18 protein-coding genes are annotated in these 17,426 nt (G+C 42.7%); 10 read left to right on the top strand and 8 right to left on the bottom strand.

The window, feature by feature from the left end:
* Complete coding sequence (locus FAI41_08235; GenBank protein ID QCE33567.1) at positions 1–750, bottom strand: YebC/PmpR family DNA-binding transcriptional regulator; 750 nt, start codon at positions 748–750, stop codon at positions 1–3.
* 48 nt (positions 751–798) lie between these two features.
* Complete coding sequence (secA, locus tag FAI41_08230) at positions 799–3,462, bottom strand: preprotein translocase subunit SecA (GenBank protein ID QCE33566.1); 2,664 nt, start codon at positions 3,460–3,462, stop codon at positions 799–801.
* Positions 3,463–3,880: 418 nt separating this feature from the next.
* Between secA and FAI41_08225 the strand changes: the two genes are divergently transcribed.
* The 5 genes from FAI41_08225 (at position 3,881) to FAI41_08205 (ending at position 8,658) form a co-directional block, all read left to right on the top strand.
* Positions 3,881–4,804: a peptidylprolyl isomerase gene (locus tag FAI41_08225; GenBank protein QCE33565.1), complete on the top strand. Its 924-nt coding sequence runs from the start codon at positions 3,881–3,883 to the stop codon at positions 4,802–4,804.
* Between the two features lie 9 nt (positions 4,805–4,813).
* Positions 4,814–6,043, top strand: coding sequence for a bifunctional glutamate N-acetyltransferase/amino-acid acetyltransferase ArgJ (argJ, locus tag FAI41_08220; GenBank protein ID QCE33564.1), 1,230 nt, complete (start codon positions 4,814–4,816; stop codon positions 6,041–6,043).
* Positions 6,044–6,182: 139 nt separating this feature from the next.
* Positions 6,183–7,385: an NAD(P)/FAD-dependent oxidoreductase gene (locus FAI41_08215; protein ID QCE33563.1), complete on the top strand. Its 1,203-nt coding sequence runs from the start codon at positions 6,183–6,185 to the stop codon at positions 7,383–7,385.
* Between the two features lie 25 nt (positions 7,386–7,410).
* A complete protein-coding gene (locus FAI41_08210) occupies positions 7,411–8,190 on the top strand; it encodes a hypothetical protein (protein QCE33562.1) in 780 nt (259 codons plus the stop codon).
* Between the two features lie 9 nt (positions 8,191–8,199).
* On the top strand, positions 8,200–8,658 hold the full coding sequence (locus FAI41_08205) for a hypothetical protein (GenBank protein ID QCE33561.1): 459 nt from the start codon (positions 8,200–8,202) through the stop codon (positions 8,656–8,658).
* Here FAI41_08205 and FAI41_08200 read toward each other — a convergent pair.
* Entirely contained in the window at positions 8,655–9,104 is a 450-nt protein-coding gene (locus FAI41_08200; GenBank protein QCE33560.1) for an Rrf2 family transcriptional regulator, read from the bottom strand. The two genes, FAI41_08205 and FAI41_08200, sit on opposite strands and share 4 nt — an antisense overlap.
* 241 nt (positions 9,105–9,345) lie before the next feature.
* Between FAI41_08200 and FAI41_08195 the strand changes: the two genes are divergently transcribed.
* From FAI41_08195 to FAI41_08175, 5 genes are read left to right on the top strand one after another with little or no spacing between them, the layout of a single operon-like run.
* Complete coding sequence (locus FAI41_08195) at positions 9,346–9,798, top strand: hypothetical protein (protein QCE33559.1); 453 nt, start codon at positions 9,346–9,348, stop codon at positions 9,796–9,798.
* The gene (locus FAI41_08190) at positions 9,795–10,529 is read left to right on the top strand and encodes a hypothetical protein (protein QCE33558.1); all 735 of its coding nucleotides are present in this window, start codon (positions 9,795–9,797) and stop codon (positions 10,527–10,529) included. The genes FAI41_08195 and FAI41_08190 overlap by 4 nt, the downstream gene beginning before the upstream one ends.
* 24 nt (positions 10,530–10,553) lie before the next feature.
* Positions 10,554–11,030 carry a low molecular weight phosphotyrosine protein phosphatase gene (locus tag FAI41_08185; GenBank protein ID QCE33557.1) on the top strand — a complete coding sequence of 159 codons (477 nt, stop codon included), beginning with the start codon at positions 10,554–10,556 and terminating at the stop codon, positions 11,028–11,030.
* A gap of 28 nt (positions 11,031–11,058) precedes the next feature.
* Positions 11,059–12,006 (top strand): 2-hydroxyacid dehydrogenase, encoded by a 948-nt coding sequence (locus FAI41_08180; GenBank protein QCE33556.1) that lies wholly within the window; start codon positions 11,059–11,061, stop codon positions 12,004–12,006.
* A 1-nt stretch (position 12,007) separates the two neighbouring features.
* Positions 12,008–12,271, top strand: a complete 264-nt coding sequence (locus tag FAI41_08175; GenBank protein ID QCE33555.1) for a hypothetical protein — start codon at positions 12,008–12,010, stop codon at positions 12,269–12,271.
* On the opposite strand, the gene FAI41_08170 is transcribed toward FAI41_08175, so the two are convergent.
* The 5 genes from FAI41_08170 to FAI41_08150 all read right to left on the bottom strand — a co-directional run bounded on the left by FAI41_08170 (position 12,272) and on the right by FAI41_08150 (position 17,324).
* The gene (locus FAI41_08170) at positions 12,272–13,030 is read right to left on the bottom strand and encodes an NAD kinase (protein QCE33829.1); all 759 of its coding nucleotides are present in this window, start codon (positions 13,028–13,030) and stop codon (positions 12,272–12,274) included.
* Between the two features lie 47 nt (positions 13,031–13,077).
* Positions 13,078–13,455, bottom strand: a complete 378-nt coding sequence (locus tag FAI41_08165) for a hypothetical protein (GenBank protein ID QCE33554.1) — start codon at positions 13,453–13,455, stop codon at positions 13,078–13,080.
* Between the two features lie 62 nt (positions 13,456–13,517).
* Positions 13,518–14,135: a bifunctional 4-hydroxy-2-oxoglutarate aldolase/2-dehydro-3-deoxy-phosphogluconate aldolase gene (eda, locus tag FAI41_08160; GenBank protein ID QCE33553.1), complete on the bottom strand. Its 618-nt coding sequence runs from the start codon at positions 14,133–14,135 to the stop codon at positions 13,518–13,520.
* Between the two features lie 18 nt (positions 14,136–14,153).
* Positions 14,154–16,016 (bottom strand): phosphogluconate dehydratase, encoded by a 1,863-nt coding sequence (locus FAI41_08155; protein QCE33552.1) that lies wholly within the window; start codon positions 16,014–16,016, stop codon positions 14,154–14,156.
* 276 nt (positions 16,017–16,292) lie between these two features.
* The gene (locus FAI41_08150; protein QCE33551.1) at positions 16,293–17,324 is read right to left on the bottom strand and encodes a hypothetical protein; all 1,032 of its coding nucleotides are present in this window, start codon (positions 17,322–17,324) and stop codon (positions 16,293–16,295) included.
* Positions 17,325–17,426: the final 102 nt, after the last annotated feature.

The raw sequence follows: 17,426 nt of genomic DNA, 5'->3' as shown, positions 1-17,426 counted from the left end.
TTATTCAGAAAACTCTGCCTTTATTTCATCGGAAAGATCAAAATTTGCATAGACAGTCTGAACATCATCATTGTCCTCCAGCGCATCTATCAATTTAAGTGCCGTCCGAGCCTGATCCCCATCTAAAACAATTGTATTTTTAGGACGCCAATCAAGCTTTGCAGAACGAGGCTCTCCCAATGTTTTTTCAAGAGCCTCTCTCACTGCCATTAAGGTATCCGGACTGGTCAAGATTTCGTGGTTTTCTTCATCTTGCTCTGCATTTTCAGCACCAGCTTCAATCGCAGCCTCTAAGATTTCCTCTTCACTTCCGATAGAAAGTGGATAAACAATGGCGCCAACACGATCAAACATGAAAGAAACTGAATTATCTTCGCCCAATGATCCGCCATGTTTAGAGAAAGCCGCACGCACATCCGAGGCCGTCCGGTTGCGATTATCTGTCAAGCCCTCAACAATGACAGCAATGCCGCCTGGACCATACCCCTCATAGCGAACGGCTGTATAATCTTCGCCGCCACCTTCCCCAGATGCCTTCTTAATGGCGCGATCAATATTATCTTTTGGCATATTAACATCACGTGCCGCAATAATAGCGCTACGCAAACGGGGATTCATTGCAGGATCAGGTAATCCCTCTTTTGTCGCAACAGTAATTTCACGAAGCACCTTTGCAAAATCACGTGCCCGACGTGCGTCCTGCGCCCCTTTACGGTGCATAATGTTCTTAAATTTGGAATGACCTGCCATAAAAACCCTTAATATACATTTTCAAATAAAAATCAGATAAAACTTTCTTTACGCAATGCGGCCACAGCAATGCTTATATTTCGCACCTGAGCCACAAGGGCATAATGCGTTTCTTGATAGACTTGTCTCATCTTGTGAGAACATTTGCACGCTAGCTGGCGGTTCTTGCTGGAAAGATAGCGCATCCTCCCTGCTGACTTCAGACTCTGCAAACGGATTTTCTGAAACCGTACGCATGCGACTCAAAGAGGAAAGAACACGCCGGCGCAACTCCTCTAACATAAAGCCAAACATTTGAAAGGCTTCCTGCTTATATTCGTTCAGAGGATCTTTTTGACCATAAGCACGTAAACCAATCCCCTGACGCAAACGATCCAAACCGTGGAGATGCTCTTTCCATACGGCATCAAATGAGGTCAAAAGAACATGTTTTTCTAAAAGATGAATCGTTTCTTCACCAATAGAATCAATAATCTTCTGATAAGATTCCGTTACTTCTTCCTCTAAACGGGAAAGCAGAATTTCCTCATCCATTTCATCTTCAAGAATCCAAGATTCTAAATCCAAATCCAATGCAAAAATTTCTGCAATCTCTTTTTTGAGATCTGAAATCTCCCACGATTCAGGGAAAGTCTTTTCTGGAATGTGCGTATCCAAAAGATCTTCAAGAATACGTGTTCGCATCTCTATAATGATCTCGGAAACATTCCCTGATTCCATATATTCTCGACGTTGCGCATACACTTCTTTACGCTGATCGTTCATAACATCATCGTATTTCAATGTATTTTTACGCATATCAAAATTACGTGCTTCAACTTTTTTCTGTGCTTTTTCCAGTGCTTTGTTGAGCCAAGGATGAATAATCGCCTCGCCTTCCTTTAGGCCTAATTTTTGCATCATCGCGCCCATACGGCCAGTTGCAAAAATACGAATAAGATCATCTTCTAAAGAAAGGAAGAATCTGGAATTTCCAGGATCTCCTTGACGTCCGGAACGTCCACGAAGCTGATTGTCAACACGACGACTTTCATGTCGTTCGGTACCGATCACATAAAGGCCGCCTGCTTTCTGAACAATTTTCTGCCCCTCTTTGACTTGCGCCATAACAGCATCTTCGATCGCTTTTTTACGCTCTTCCGTCTGTTCTTCTTCTGGCAGATCTTTCAAAAGCTCTTTAATCATTAAGTCAGGATTCCCGCCTAATTTAATGTCTGTGCCACGCCCTGCCATATTCGTTGCAATTGTAATTGCACCGGGAGAGCCCGCTTGCGCAATAATACTCGCCTCACGTTCGTGGTGGCGGGCATTAAGCACATTATGCAATACCCTTCGCTCAACCAACAGCTCGGATAAACGCTCACTTTTCTCGATGGAGGTTGTCCCAACGAGAACAGGCTGACCTGTTGCATGAATTTCTTCAATAAGATTAGCCACTGCATTGAATTTTTGTATCTCTGTGAGATAAATTTCATCATCTGAATCAGCACGCTGAACAGGCAGATTTGTCGGAATTTCAATAACACGTAAATTGTAAATTTCGGCAAACTCATTTGCCTCCGTCATTGCTGTTCCTGTCATGCCTGACAATTTTGGATAAAGACGGAAATAATTTTGAAACGTGATCGAAGCCAGTGTCTGGTTTTCTTTTTGAATTTCAACGCCTTCTTTTGCTTCCAGCGCTTGATGCAACCCTTCTGAGTAACGGCGGCCATCCATCATGCGGCCTGTAAATTCATCAATCAAAATAACTTTATTATCTCGAACGATATAATCCACATCACGTGCAAATAACGTGTGCGCCCTCAAAGATTGCTGGACATGGTGCACAACCTCAACATTTTGAGCATCGTAAAGCCCACCCGTCAAAACACCCTTTTCAAGAAGGGTATTTTCAATTTTTTCAACCCCAGCCTCGGTCAAAATGACCGTACGAAGCTTTTCATCTTTTTCGTACGTTGTCATATCTTTTGATAAGACAGCCATAATCTTATCAACCTGACGATAAAGCTCTGAACTATCTTCGGCGGGACCAGAAATAATTAGAGGTGTCCGGGCTTCATCAATAAGAATACTGTCAACTTCATCCACGATGGCATGAAAAAAGGGTCGTTGAACCATTTCTTCAAGCGTGTATTTCATGTTGTCACGAAGGTAATCAAATCCGAATTCATTATTCGTACCGTATGTAATATCGGCATGATAAGCCGCACGACGTTCCTCATCCGAAAGATTCGGAACGATAACCCCCGTGGAAAGCCCCAAAAACTGATAGAGAACCGACATTTCAGATGCATCTCGAGAGGCAAGATAATCATTAACGGTAACGACATGAACGCCTTTTCCGGCGAGGGCGTTTAAATAAACAGCCAATGTTGCAACAAGGGTTTTTCCCTCCCCTGTCCGCATCTCGGCAATGCGCCCATCATGTAAAACCATGCCGCCGATGAGCTGCACATCAAAATGCCGCATTCCAAGTACCCTGCGGGAAGCCTCACGGCAAACAGCAAAAGCCTCACACTGCAAATCTTCTAAAGTCTCACCCTTTGCCAGCCGCTCACGAAACAGAAGCGTTTTCTGCTGAAGCTCTGCGTCAGATAAAGCCCGGATTTCGTCCTCTAAGGCATTTATATGCGTGACACGCTTTTGATAAATTTTAAGAGCGCGATCATTGGCTGATCCAAAGAGGGTATGGGCAAAACGTGCGAACATAAATATCCAAACTGTGAACCTGACAAACTCCCTGAACCATCAGGGCATGTAAGAAAAAGCCGCTAGCAAAACTTTTTTCAATATCAATAACGTATTGTTTAAAGTAAGATCAAAGCCCAAAACATTCTTTTTACATGGGCTAAGCGCAATCAGCTCTCTATTAAATCTTGTTATAAATCTTGTTGCTTTTATAACCTTAAATAATGCTAAATAACAATAACAACGCACTTTATTCTAATTTCGGAGTGCTTTACAAAAAAAATGGTGACCCCTAAGCTGGTAATCAAGTGCCTTCTATGCGATCCTCAAAAAACATTGAGAATTATTATGCATTCTAGGTTACCATCTTAACTCTGACAGGCTTGCGATATTTCAGATTTCAGGCTCTTTCAATAAAAATATGTTTTTGAGGCAATTAATGATCCGCAAATATGCTTTTAACTCTGCTCTTACTTCCTTAAGATGGACTTTCTTGGCGGCTGTCGCTATTGCCCCCATCTCCTTTGGCAGTGCGATGGCAGAAGAACCTGCGGCAACCGCAGCATCCGCAATTAATAATCCTAGCGCCAATCCTTCCTCACCTGTTGCAACCGTGAACGGTGAAAAAATCACCTTAGAGGATGTTAAGAAAACAATTGCAGCGCTTCCTCCTGAGGCACGCCAACTTCAAGCAACAATGATCACACCGCTTGTTGTCGATCAGTTAATTGAGCAAAAAGCGATTGAAACAGCTGCTAAAAAAGATGGTCTTGAGAAAAAACCTGAAGTTCAGGCAGCCATGAAAGCAGCTTCTGACACCGTTTTGCAGAATGCCTACCTTGAAAAGCAAGTTGCGCCTAAAATTTCTGAAAAAACAATGAAGGCTTATTATCAGTCCCATTATGTTGACCAGAAACCTGAAGAAGAAGTGCATGCGCGCCATATTCTTGTCGATACAGAATCCGAAGCACAAAACATCATTAAAGAACTCAAAGGCGGTGCTGATTTTGCTCAGCTAGCAGCTAAAGATTCAAAAGATAAAGGCTCTGCCGGTACAGATGGCGGTGACCTCGGCTGGTTTAAAAAAGGCGATATGCTTCCAGCCTTCTCACAAGCAGCTTTCTCTTTGAAAAAAGGCGAAATTTCTCCAAAACCAGTTCATACACAATATGGCTGGCACGTCATTCAAGTTCTTGGAACGAGAACAGCGCCTATTCCTGCTTATAATCAAGTTCAAGATGATATTCGCCGTAATATTGTCCGTGACGAAGTTAAAGTTGTTATCCAAAAAGCCGTCGCAGACGTTAAAGTTGTCCGCTATGATGCAAACGGAAACCCACTTCCAGCTTCTTCAAAAAAATAACGCTTTTATATGACAAACAAATCCCCCTTACAGAAGCCTCTGCCTTTTTTCATGCCTCTTGAGGGGGTTACGTTTGGAACAGCACAGACCAACAGTCGCTACCGAAATCGAGATGATCTTTTACTCGTTTATTTCGACTCTCCAGCCTCTGTTGGTGGTGTTTTTACCTCGAACCAATGTCCCGGAATCCCTGTTACATGGTGCCGAGAATGTCTCTCTCACCCTCACAATTTTGCAAGAGCCCTCCTCGTCAATGCCGGTAATGCAAATGTTTTAACCGGGAAAGAAGGGAAAGAAGCCGCCTCGCTTTGTGCTCAAAAAATTTCCAAAATTTTTGACATTCCAATTGAAAGTATTTTTCTAGGATCAACAGGGGTCATTGGAGAGGCTTTTCCTACAAATTCTATTCTCAAAGCGATTTTGCCTGCGAAATTAAGTCTATCTCCCATGAACTGGGAAAAAGCGGCACGTGCCATTATGACCACCGATACCTTTCCAAAAGGTGCTGTCGGTTGCGCCTATATTGGCAATACAAAAGTTAAAATTCAGGGATTTGTCAAAGGATCAGGCATGATTGCGCCAAATATGGCAACAATGCTCGCCTATATCTTTACAGATGCAACCCTGCCCTCTTCTATTTTACAACAAATTATTTCAGAAGCCGCAGAAGAGAGCTTCAATGCGATCACGGTAGATTCTGACACTTCTACCTCTGACATGGCTCTTTGTTTTGCTTTGAACAAAGCACAAAATCCTCAGCCTAAAAATTTGGACGATCCTATTCTCTCTGATTTTCGAAGAAAAATAAGAGAGATCACCACAGAACTTGCCCTCCTTGTTTTAAAAGATGGTGAAGGCGTTTCTCGCCTTATGCATGTCAAAGTGGTCGAAGCATCTTCTCGAGATGATGCAAAAAAAATCGCTTTTTCGATTGCGAATTCCCCCCTTGTTAAAACAGCACTTGCAGGGGCTGATCCAAATTGGGGTCGAATTGCAATGGCAATCGGTAAATCAGGTGTTAAAATTGATTTTCAACATGTCAGGATTTCTTTTTGCGGGATTGATGTCGCTGCTGCTGGAGAATGCCTCTCTTATGACGAATCTTTCCTCCAAAAAAAGATGCGTACGGTAGAGGTTCCGATTGTCGTCTCCCTTGGGAATGGACAGGCAGAAGCTGAGGTTTGGGGATGTGACCTTACAAAAACCTATATTGATATCAACGCCGCATATCGAAGCTAATCAGCACGCAACGAAATTCGATGGAAGAATATTCCTTTCAGTGTAAATTTGTATTAAGCTGGATCGACTTTAATTTATCCTCCACCCAATTTTCTGGATTTTTTCCAGAAAGAATTATGCCTAAATTAAAAGGAATACCGTGCCCAACGCTGATAAAACCACTAAAAAAATCGTTGTTTTAGGGGGTGGCATTGGAGGAATGAATGTTCTTAGAAAATTAAAAGATCTTAAGAATATTTCTGCAACCCTCATCGATCCTCACCTCTTTCACATTTGTAAACCTGCCTTGCACGAGGTAGCCGCTGGCTCTCTCGCACCTAAAGATAACGGATTCCCCTTCACAGAACTTGCCCGAAAATTTAACTTTAATTTTATCCAAGCAAAGTCCCAATCTATTGACACAAATACACGCACTATTCAGCTCTCGACAGGTGACGTGATTGACTATGATTGGCTTGTCATCGCCTGTGGCGCTGTTCCAAATGTTTTCCACATTGAAGGTGTTGAAGAGCACGCTTATTTTTTAAATAACACTGCAGATGCAGATGATATTTATAAAAAAGTGCAAATTGGCGTCCGTGCAGCCTCTCAGCAAAAACGTTCTTTTAAAGTGGCTGTGATTGGTGGCGGCCCGACAGGCGTTCAGTTGACAGCAGAGCTCTACAAAACTTTTGCAAAAAGACATTCCCCTTCAATTGACGTAAGCATTGTCGAAGGGGCTCCGAAACTCTTACCGAGCTTTGCTGAAAATATCGGTCTGAATGCCGCAAAACGACTGGCACAATTACCGGTTAATGTGTGTCTTAATGCGCAAGTTTCCAAAGCGACACCGGAGGGAATTTTTCTCAAAGATGAAACTTTTATTCCTGCGGATATGGTCATTTGGACAGCCGGCGTAAAAGCAAATACAAGCCTTAAAGTCTTACTTCCCGATTTTGAGTTTGCCCGAAATGGCGCTTTGGTTGTGAGAAATACGCTTCAAACAACAAAAGATCCCCGTATTTTGGCTGTCGGTGACTGCGCCTTTATTGCAGATAAACCGCTTCCACCAACAGCGCAAGTTGCCCGTAAAGAAGGCATCTACGTTCAGCAAACAGCTCTTCCGGCACTTCTTGAAGGAAAAACGCCAGAATCATTTGTTTATCAAGACCAAGGGAGTATTGTTGTTTTAGCGCAATATGCTGGCTGGGCTGAACTTCCCTCTGGGAAAACCTATGGTGGAAAAGGTCTAGGCAATTGTTTTGCACATTTTTTGCATAATTGTCTTTTTATACGCCAGCAATATGAACTTGGTGGCCTTTCTTTTGTTGTAAAGAAATTTCTAAAAAAGAAATTGTCCTAGGTCTAATCCGATAAGGAAGAAACGTATGTTTTCTAAAGGTAAAGAAATAAAATCCTTAGCCGCGGATATAGCAGCTCAAAAATTCTTTCAGAAAATAGAGCCCCCTATCCAGCAGCAAGGCTTTGCCTTTCTTCCAGCTAAGGAAACATGCGCCCTTATTGAAAAACTTGGCGGATCTCCTGCGGACTGGAATCTTTTTACAGAAAGCTGGAATGATCTTGGAAAAGATAAATTTATGGCCGATGGCGGACGTTACCGCCGTCGTCGCTATGGTGTTTTTTCTCTCAAAGAAAATGAAATCATCTCCAAACCGCATCAGCCCCACTATCAAAGCCATGATTACAATCCTTTAAACGGCGGTATAGAACGTTGGTTTGATCCGATTAATGAAGAAATTAAAGAAAGCTCTGCCCTCCGGGCTACTTTAAAACTTGTTTGGACTCTTGCAGAAACATTTACAAATAGATCAGAAATACCAGATTCTTGGCATGCCGAAATACATCAATACCGTATTGAAGCCAACCAATCCGAAAAGGGACATCCTGCGCCAGAAGGATTGCACCGTGATGGTGTTGACTGGGTTTTTGTGCTGATGATTAAGCGCCATAATGTCAAAGAAGGCACAACGAGTATTTATGATTTGGACAAGACAAAAAAACTTGCCGAATTTACACTCTTTGAGCCCTTTGATGCGGCTTTTGTCAATGACCACCGTGTTTATCACGGTGTTACAGCCATTGAACCTGAAAATATCGATGAACCTGCTGCACGAGATGTTCTTGTCATTACGCTTCGTCACGAATAAAATCATGATATGAAACATCTTTCTAAATGCTTTGCGGCACCTTTTCTTCTTTCTTGCTTTCTGCTCCCTGGCCTTAGCTCTGCTGCGACGGTTCACCTTAGCAGACATCCTGGAAGTGATTTGGAAAAAATAGCTTCCTCTCTCAATTCTGATCTGATCAAAGATAGTCAAATGCATGGCGAAAAGCCTGTTATTTTTACAACATCAATGCATTTAGGAGATAGCAAAGAGCCAGCAGCTTTGTTTGTAAGCATCCAATCAGGGCGCCTTTGCGGCGCCGCTGGGTGCGCTACCTCCATTTACCTTTTAGAAAAAGGCCAATGGACAACCATTTTAGATGACATTAATGGCGAAATTTCCACCTTATCAGAACGGCATAAAGGCATGCTGGATATTCTCGTTGATAAAACAGATAAATGGATCTGGGATGGTCAACGTTATGTCGAGGTATCTGGGGCGAACAACTAACGCTTTTTCCGTAATGCTTTGATTTCACAGGGGCCGATAATATCTTTGAGAGTGGATTGATTCATCTTCTCCAGAAAAGTAGCCTGCGCCTCTGCCAGCAAAGATTTTAAATGACAGCCTGCCGATAAAATACAAAAAAGATTTTTTTCTTCCTTTGTGATACTTTCATCCATGCAACGAAGTAAATTTCCGCCTTCATCAAGATAGCGAATAACCTCTCCCAAACGGATTTCACTCGCTAAACGTGCAATTTTAATCCCGCCGTTACGACCACGGAGAGAGACGACATATTTTCCTTTAACCAAATGCGTAATGATTTTTTTGACATGGTTTAAAGGGATATCATAGGCTTCTGCAACATCAGCCGCCGAAACCAATTCTCCTTCTCTTACGGCCAAATAAATTAAAATTCGACACCCATAATCTGTTTGTAACGTCAATCGCATACATTTCTCTTCTAAATAAGGAGGAAATACAAAACTCTTTTATATCCCTCTATAGACAGATTTTTTTTATTTCTTAAGCTTCAAGGACTTATGAAAGTGCATTTCGCCCTTTACGGAATGATATCTCTAAGCAACTCTAGTTAAAGGCTTTTACAGCCTTATGGACGAATCGACAAAATTCTGAAGTTCTAACCTTCTTTTATTCCCGAACTTCTTAACGCCTATAAAGGAAAATACAGGCATGTATCGTAATCAACGCTATATAGGACTGTTTATTAAAAGCACTCTAATTATTATCATAGCAGGGATTGTTGGTATCGTTTTGCTCTCTCAACATAATCAGCTCGAAGACCAAAAAGAATCTTATGATCGTCTCAGTAAGAAAGCTGACAGCCTAGAAGTGAAATACAACGCCCTCCAAGATGAAGATGCTGCAAAGCAAAAATTTGCCGAGCAAGTAACAAACTGGATCGGGGATTTAAAACAATATGATGCAAAGCAGAGCTCAACTCTTTCCTTCCATCCTCCTTCCATTTTTTGGGCTCTTCCTCTTTGCCAGCAGAATCATGAATATGTTCATGTTATAAAAAATGTGGTCTCACCACTAAAACCCGTTAAAGTAAAATCTGACCAATTGGGTGAGCAACAGAATCAGCTTTTCTCCTCTTTTGCCAAGGACGAAGTTAAAAAATGAATAAATATCTTTTACTACTTTCTGTAGGGCTTTTGTCTGGCTGTGCGGTTTCCACATATCACCGGGTAACCATTCCACCGGAGGAACAGGAACGTGAGAATATTGCACCTCCGCCTTCCTTGAAACATGTCAATTGGGAGGAAATTCGTTACGGCAATAAAACCTATTACGCCATTGATAAAAGTAATATGGAAATCCTTGATGGCAACTTAAGTGCGATGACGGATTACCAAAAAACAACTTTCGATGCGTTCCAAGCTTATCAGGCAAAACATCCGATAAAATCGACGAAAATTATTCGTCATAAAAATTTCGGGAATGCTCTTCTCCAATGGTGGTTGGGATGTGATCAAAAAGAATATCAGGACACGCAAGTGTGCCAGAAATTCATTACACCGCCGGATTATGTCCCGCCACCAACACCGCCTAAATTAACACGAGAGCAAAAAGAGCAGAAAAAAGCAGAAAGAGAGGCTGCTAAAAAGCTTGAAAAGCAATTGCGTGAGGAAGGGAAAGCCCCTGCTTCCGTCAAGACGGAACTTAAAACAGAGGCACCCGCCGGTTTTGTTGCGCCACCACAGTTAGAGACACCGACAGCGACGACGACTATCCAATCAGCGCCTGTTCAAAATCTTCCACCAGCACCTGCTGCGCCAGCCTCTAACTCTGCGCCAGCACCCCTTACATCTGCTTCTAAGCCAGCTCCGGCACAAGCAGCGTCAAAGAAATGATTTTTATCGCAGGTTAGTACTTTTATGTTGCCCTCTATTCTTTTTGTCTGCACAGGAAACATTTGCCGTTCCCCTTTAGCAGAAATTTCAATGAGAATAGAGGCTTCTAAAAGGGGGCTAACCTGCGATATTGATTCTGCTGCAACAGGACGATGGAATCTACATGAGCGTCCAGATTTTCGGGCTCAGAATATTATTCAAAAATATCACCCCTCCCAAATACTGGCGATGGAACAACTCTCTTCCCGCCAGGTTACCAAAGAGGATTTTCTGCGTTTTACACATATGATTGCACTCGATCAAACGCATTTTGACTGGCTCAAAAAGGAAAAGCCACAGAACGCAAACCCACATATTTCTCTTTTGATGGAATATCTTCCGCAGACAACAGATAAAAATGTGCCAGACCCTTATTTTGGATCTGAAAATGACTTTGAATATTCTTGGTCTTTAATCAAAGAAGCTTGTTCTGAATTAGCCATAGCGCTATTTGATAGATAATAACCCTCCAATTCCCAATGAGAATATAATGCCCCTCCATCCCCACAGCTCTGAAGTTCTCCTTTTAGACGAGGGCTTTGAGGCGCTTATAGACAAGAATCTCTTTCCTTTCACCATGCGTTACCTCAATGAAGCCGGTGAGCTGACGCAAAGCCAAAATATAAAAGCAATTATTACGAATGGTGCGATTGGCTTACCTGAAAAACTCTTCGACAATCTTCCCGCTTTAGAAATGATTTCTGTTTTTGGTGTTGGTATTGATCGTATTCCCCTAGAAAAAGTGAGAGATAAAAAAATAAAAATCTCCACAACAGGCAGCATAAGTGCTGATGAAGTTGCAGATAGTGCCCTCATGTTTCTTCTCAATCTGAAACGCAATTTTTTAAAAAATACAGCATGGATGAAAGATGGCTCATGGGAAAAAATGGGAGAGCCGCCTCTCGGACATTCAGTCAAAAACGCCAAAATTGGCATTGTCGGCTTTGGTTCTATCGGCCAAGCTATTGCCCACAGGGTAAAAGCACTTGGTGCCTCTGTCCGCTATTATAATCGTTCAGATCGTGGCGCTAGCTTTCAACGGGAGGCGAGCCTAGAGAGGCTTGCAGAATGGTCTGATTCTCTTATTCTTGCTATTGCGGGAACAGAAGAAACATCCCATTTAATTGATGAAAATATTTTAAAAAAACTAGGGCAAAATGGATTACTCATCAATATTGCCAGAGGCAGTGTTATTGATGAAATCGCCCTCATAAGCGCCTTAAAACATAAAATTATCAAAGGGGCTGGGTTAGATGTTTTCCAGACAGAGCCTCAAATCAATCCTGAATTTTATACACTTTCCAATTGTATTCTTCAGCCGCACCAAGGCTCAGCTGCTTTGGAGACCCGACAAGCTATGGCAATGAATGTTATTGATAATTTAAAAGCATATTTTATGCATAAACCGCTTCTGACACCGCTCAAAGGATTTTCCTGATATGTTCAACCCCACGCAGAAAAAAATGGGACTGCTTTTAGGATCAACGCTTCTTATCTTAACAGGATGTGATACGAACCCTGTCAGAGATGTCCATCCACTTACCAATATTCCTTTTGCAAGTAGCTACCCTATTGGTGAAGATGGCAGTTCTCATTATGGGCCTGCACGTTCCAAAAGCTATTGTGCAGATTGTGGGCTAAGAATCCCACGTCCGACACAAAAAACCTCTATAGCAAGAGGTCCTGACGGAGAACCTTTATAATTATCCGGAGAATTGTTGCTGAACCATTTTTTCAGAAAGGCTGAATTCTGGATCAAAAAGCAATGTTGCCTCGATAGAAAGATCCATCCGAGCAGAGACCTCTACCACATCCCTAATTTCACGTGAATCTGCAACTGCAGCGGCAGGACGTTTATCCGTTTCGGAAAGGATAAATTTCACCGAAGACCCCATAGGTAGAAGTGCTCCTCCCCAATGACGAGGATTGGTTGGTGCAATAGGCGTCAGCGGCAAAATATTTGCATTCAAAGGAACGATTGGACCTCTGACAGAATAATTATAAGCGGTCGAACCTGCGGGTGTTGAAAGAATAACACCATCGCTTTTTAAATCAAAAAGGCGTGTGCGTCCGTCAACTTCGATACGGGTACGGATGGTTTGGTGGCTTTGTCTAAAAATAAAAATATCATTAAAACCAAGCGCTTCCTGTACTGTGCCATCCACCTTCTTTACGCTCATTCGTAAGGGCGAGATTTTGACAGGCTGTGCATCCAAAAGCCTTTTTTTCAAATCATCTGTATGGCTTAAAGGTGTATTGAGTAAAAAGCCAACTGTTCCATAATTAATCCCATAAACAGGAATTTTCCGTGAGGAGATACGATGAAGTGTTTCTAAAAGAAAACCATCTCCCCCCAAGCAAACAATTATATCTGCCTGCTCTATTGAATAGTTTCCATAAGCTTCGACCAAAGCTTCTGTCGCTTTGCTTGCTTTTGGCGTTTTAGAATGCAGAAAGGCGATTTTGAACACCAAATGAATTCATCCTAAGAAAAAATGACAGGTAAGAACTATAATGGCGGTGTAGGACGAACCCCACCAATGATAACATCATAAACATTCGATCCGGGATGTGCCCCTTTACGAACATCACCAACATTAGGACAAACCGCATCATCATTTGGTAAGAGAACTGCAACCGCCCAAAATTGTTTCTCTTTAATTCCTGCCAGCCCTTTTACTTTGAGGGGCTGATTTAAACGGGCATAGGGCAATAACGCCTCTGGCAGAATAACATCTGTCCCGTCAGAAATGATAACCCCATCTCCGCTAATTCTCGTCACCGTTCCAGTTTTTAAGGCAAGAGTATCAACGTCAAACTGACAAGGTGCAGCAAAAACAGTCGTATCAAAAAGAAGACCAGCGGCCATAAGAGCGGAAAGCCCCATGACCGCCAAAGCCTTTTTAGAGTGTATTTTAAAAGAAGAAATAAACACCCTAAACCTCTATTTTAGGCAACAAGTTTCAAACGCTTTGCACGCGCATGAATTTCTTTTGCATCGGCACCACCGCTTGTGAGCCATGATCCGCCAACAGCAATCACTTTAGAAAGTTCTAACCATTGAGCATAATCATTTTCACTAATGCCGCCAGAAGGCATCCACTCGATTTCAGGGAAAACAGAGGCATAGCCTTTAAGCGTTTTAATACCGCCCAATGCGCCTGCAGGGAAGAATTTTAACCAATTAATCCCAAGATCTCTGGCTTGCATAATATCTGTAGAGGTTGCAACACCCGGCAGATAAGGCACATTAAGTCTTTCTGCCTCTTTTGCAACACCAGCGCTGAGACCTGGGCTTACGAGAAAAGTTGCACCGGCATCAACAGCTTTTTTTGCAAGTTCTGCATCCAAAACTGTCCCTGCGCCGACAACGGCGCCTTCAATACGTGACATTTCCTTAATGGACTGAAGACCAGCCTCTGTCCGAAGAGTCACTTCTAAAAGCTTGACGCCTGCCGTAACAAGCGCCTCCCCGACAGCATGTGCTTGCGCAGCATCATCAAGAGTTAAAACAGGCACGATAGGAGAGGTTTTAACAACCTCTTTAATTTTATTCACAGGCATTATTTTTTCCTTTGTTCTAAATTAAAGATCGCGACCTGTTAAACCACCATGAAGCGCTTCAATCTCTTCATCCATAAGATGAAGCATCGAAGATGCGCCATCCTCTGGCAAAGCCGGAGCGGAATGACGGAAAATCGCAAAAAGTTCACGACCGGTTCCCTCAACTTCAGGAACAGGAATCTGAGGTTTACGCTCTGCCCATTCTTTTTCATCAACACGTGCAGATAGCTCACCTGTTTTACCGCAAAGACGGACGACATCACCATCTCTTAAAAGAGAGATTGGCCCACCGGTAACCGCCTCTGGATAAACGTGAAGTGCAGAAGGGACTTTACCACTGGCACCGGACATTCTGCCATCTGTTACAACAGCAACATGACGGCCTTCATCCTGAAGAACACCAAGAAGCGGCATCAGACGATGAAGTTCAGGCATACCATTTGCCTGTGGTCCTTGACCCCTTAAGACAATAACAACATCTTTATTCAATTCACCATTTTCATAGGCATCGACAACAGCTTGCTGTGTTTCGAAAACACGGCATGGCGCTTCAACACTTTGATGTTCTGGCTGAACGGCACTGATTTTATAAACACCACGTCCCAAATTACCTTTAAGCATCAACATACCGCCATCTTTTTGAAACGGATTATCGATTGGACGGATAATGTCCTCATCTCCAGAAGTTTTTCTTTCTGCGTAAACAAGCTTACCATTGTCATCCAAATTTGCTTCTAAGCAATAAGCTTTATAACCGTCTTCGGAAACAGTGCAAATATCGTGTAAAAGACCGCCCTTCATCAGTTGGTTGATCACAAAAGGAAGACCGCCGGCCTTACGGAAAGCATTCACATCCGCCGGACCATTTGGATAAACACGGCAAAGAAGCGGAACTTCTTTGGAAAGACGTTCAAAATCCTCCCATGTCACTTTAATTCCTGCAGCACGTGCAATTGCAGGAATGTGCATGGTCAAATTCGTAGAACCCCCTGTTGCCATCAAACCAACAATTGCATTCACAATCGCACGTTCATCAACGCATTCTGCCAATGTACGCTCATCACTGCCAAAATGACTCATTTTTGCCAAACGATGGGTTGAGTTACGAATCATTTCCTGGCGCAATTTTGTGTCTGCATTGACGAAAGAACCGTCTGGCATCATCAAACCCATAACTTCTACAAGCATTTGGTTACTATTTGCCGTGCCGTAGAAAGTACAGGTTCCAGGAGCGTGATAAGATTCCATCTCTGCTTTTAGCAGCTCGTCTTTGCCAATTTTTTTCTGTGCATAAAGCTGACGAATACGGATTTTTTCTTTATTTGGAAGACCGGAAGTCATTGGGCCTGCCGGGAAGAACATTGTGGGCAGATGTCCAAAACGCAATGCACCGATCAAAAGACCTGGGACAATTTTATCGCAAACACCCAACAAAGCAACCGCATCGAACATACCATGGCTCAGACCGATAGCGGTAGAGAGTGCAATTGTCTCTCTTGAGAAGAGAGACAGATCCATCCCTTCCTGCCCTTGAGTAACCCCATCGCACATCGCTGGAACGCCGCCGGCAACCTGAGCTGTTGCCCCTGCTTCGCGGGCGAAAATACGCATTTGATTAGGATAGTTTGCATAAGGCTGATGTGCTGAAAGTACATCATTGTAAGAGGTGATAATACCAATATTTGGCGTACGGTCTGCAATCAAAGCAGGCTTATCATCACTGCAAGCGGCAACAGCATGCGCTAAATTGCCGCAAGCCAATTTAGGACGAGAAATTCCCTTTTCCTTATTCCGCTTCATCAGTTGCAAATAAGCAGTACGCGTTTTTGCGGATCTTTTCCGAATATCAGCGGTAACCGCTTCAACAACTGGATTTAGCGACATAAAACCTCTCCTCTATATTTCCTCGTTAGGGCTTCTTCAATATTGCCACGAGGTTTAAAAAACAGACTTACCTCATCTTCCTCACGCATGTAGGTGCGATCTTACACATCTACAATCTTTATCTGCGTAAAAGATTATTATGTCTTATTAGATTTTATAGAAAAATCAGTTTTTGATGACATAAAATCTGAAGCTAGGGTCATCTTTGTAGATCTAGATTCCTGTGCAATATATCAGCGTTTTCTTTTTGAGACTATGAAAAAGAAAAATGAAAAATTATTTTTCTCTTTCTGAAATTTCAGCCAATCCTTGCTTAAAAACCTGAAGATCCTGCCACATAGACTGACGCATTCTCGCAGAATTTTTCAAGCGGGCAGGAGAGATCAATGGAAAAATATTTATTTTTTCCTCCATCCCTAAAAAAGAAACCTTATGCCAACGCCCTCTTACAGAAGAAAGACGGAAGGAAGGACGCAAAAAACGCTTTACGCCCCCCTCCGTTTCATCCTGCGGCACATTATCCAAAAGCATACGTGCCGATAAGCTACCAAAAGTAACAATCCATTTTGGTGCGTTCAACACAATCATCCGTTTCAGCAGGGGAACACATGCCTCAACCTCTTCGGGTAATGGATCTCGTCCACCTGGCGGGCGCCAAGGCAAGGCTGGTGCTGATCCAAGCGCCTCTAAAGAAAGTCCAACAGAGAGAAAAAGCCGCCGCATTAAAAGCCCCTCATCGCCTACCAATATCTTTCCTGCTCTTTCAGATTCCTGAGAAATTTCTGAACTGACAAAAAAACCACCGCCCTTTATGCCTGTTGCGCCTTTAATATCGTTTAAAGCTGTTTGAGCTAAACCTGCACCACCAAATGATCTTGCACATGCTAAGGCGTCTTCAATCGTCTGCGTTTCTTGAAGCTTAAGCGTCAAATCCTTGATTGAAATTTGCGAAACAGGGGCTCTCGCAATATTGACTTTTGGCGGCGCATCTAAAAGGGCACGTGCTGTTTGTGAAAGCGGTTTCTTTTGTGAACTATTCCCAATAGCAGAGAGTCTCTCTTCTACGAAGACTCCTGAAGCATGAGAGGATAAGAATGAAAAAGGATTGGTTTTTTGCTCTGTTTCTTCGTATTTCTCTGCCGAAAGACCCGGAAGTGCATCAAAAACATCTGAGACTCCCCAATCCATTTGACAGGCTAAGGCAGCGTGTAAATCTACAATAGAAAAAGCGGAAGAATTCTCCCAAGAAGCGCATAAAGCTGCCGAATTTTTCTCTTCCAATGCTTTTTGATCGACAAGATTTTGCATCCCCAGCTGAACCTTCCAAAAATCTCCGTAAACGCCCTTTCTTTTAAGGAAGAAAGTCTCAAAAACGTTAATTCTTTTTTCATAAAATCAAATTATAAGCAT

Source organism: Acetobacteraceae bacterium (assembly GCA_004843165.1).
Taxonomy (GTDB): domain Bacteria; phylum Pseudomonadota; class Alphaproteobacteria; order Acetobacterales; family Acetobacteraceae.
This window is presented reverse-complemented; position numbering and strand designations above follow the sequence as displayed.

Coding starts and splice junctions, on each gene's coding strand:
- FAI41_08235 (QCE33567.1), bottom strand. CDS start 750: ATGGCAGGTCATTCCAAATTTAAGAACATTATGCACCGTAAAGGGGCG.
- secA (QCE33566.1), bottom strand. CDS start 3,462: ATGTTCGCACGTTTTGCCCATACCCTCTTTGGATCAGCCAATGATCGC.
- FAI41_08225 (QCE33565.1), top strand. CDS start 3,881: ATGATCCGCAAATATGCTTTTAACTCTGCTCTTACTTCCTTAAGATGG.
- argJ (QCE33564.1), top strand. CDS start 4,814: ATGACAAACAAATCCCCCTTACAGAAGCCTCTGCCTTTTTTCATGCCT.
- FAI41_08210 (QCE33562.1), top strand. CDS start 7,411: ATGTTTTCTAAAGGTAAAGAAATAAAATCCTTAGCCGCGGATATAGCA.
- FAI41_08205 (QCE33561.1), top strand. CDS start 8,200: ATGAAACATCTTTCTAAATGCTTTGCGGCACCTTTTCTTCTTTCTTGC.
- FAI41_08200 (QCE33560.1), bottom strand. CDS start 9,104: ATGCGATTGACGTTACAAACAGATTATGGGTGTCGAATTTTAATTTAT.
- FAI41_08195 (QCE33559.1), top strand. CDS start 9,346: ATGTATCGTAATCAACGCTATATAGGACTGTTTATTAAAAGCACTCTA.
- FAI41_08190 (QCE33558.1), top strand. CDS start 9,795: ATGAATAAATATCTTTTACTACTTTCTGTAGGGCTTTTGTCTGGCTGT.
- FAI41_08185 (QCE33557.1), top strand. CDS start 10,554: ATGTTGCCCTCTATTCTTTTTGTCTGCACAGGAAACATTTGCCGTTCC.
- FAI41_08180 (QCE33556.1), top strand. CDS start 11,059: ATGCCCCTCCATCCCCACAGCTCTGAAGTTCTCCTTTTAGACGAGGGC.
- FAI41_08175 (QCE33555.1), top strand. CDS start 12,008: ATGTTCAACCCCACGCAGAAAAAAATGGGACTGCTTTTAGGATCAACG.
- FAI41_08165 (QCE33554.1), bottom strand. CDS start 13,455: ATGGGGCTTTCCGCTCTTATGGCCGCTGGTCTTCTTTTTGATACGACT.
- FAI41_08155 (QCE33552.1), bottom strand. CDS start 16,016: ATGTCGCTAAATCCAGTTGTTGAAGCGGTTACCGCTGATATTCGGAAA.
- FAI41_08150 (QCE33551.1), bottom strand. CDS start 17,324: ATGCAAAATCTTGTCGATCAAAAAGCATTGGAAGAGAAAAATTCGGCA.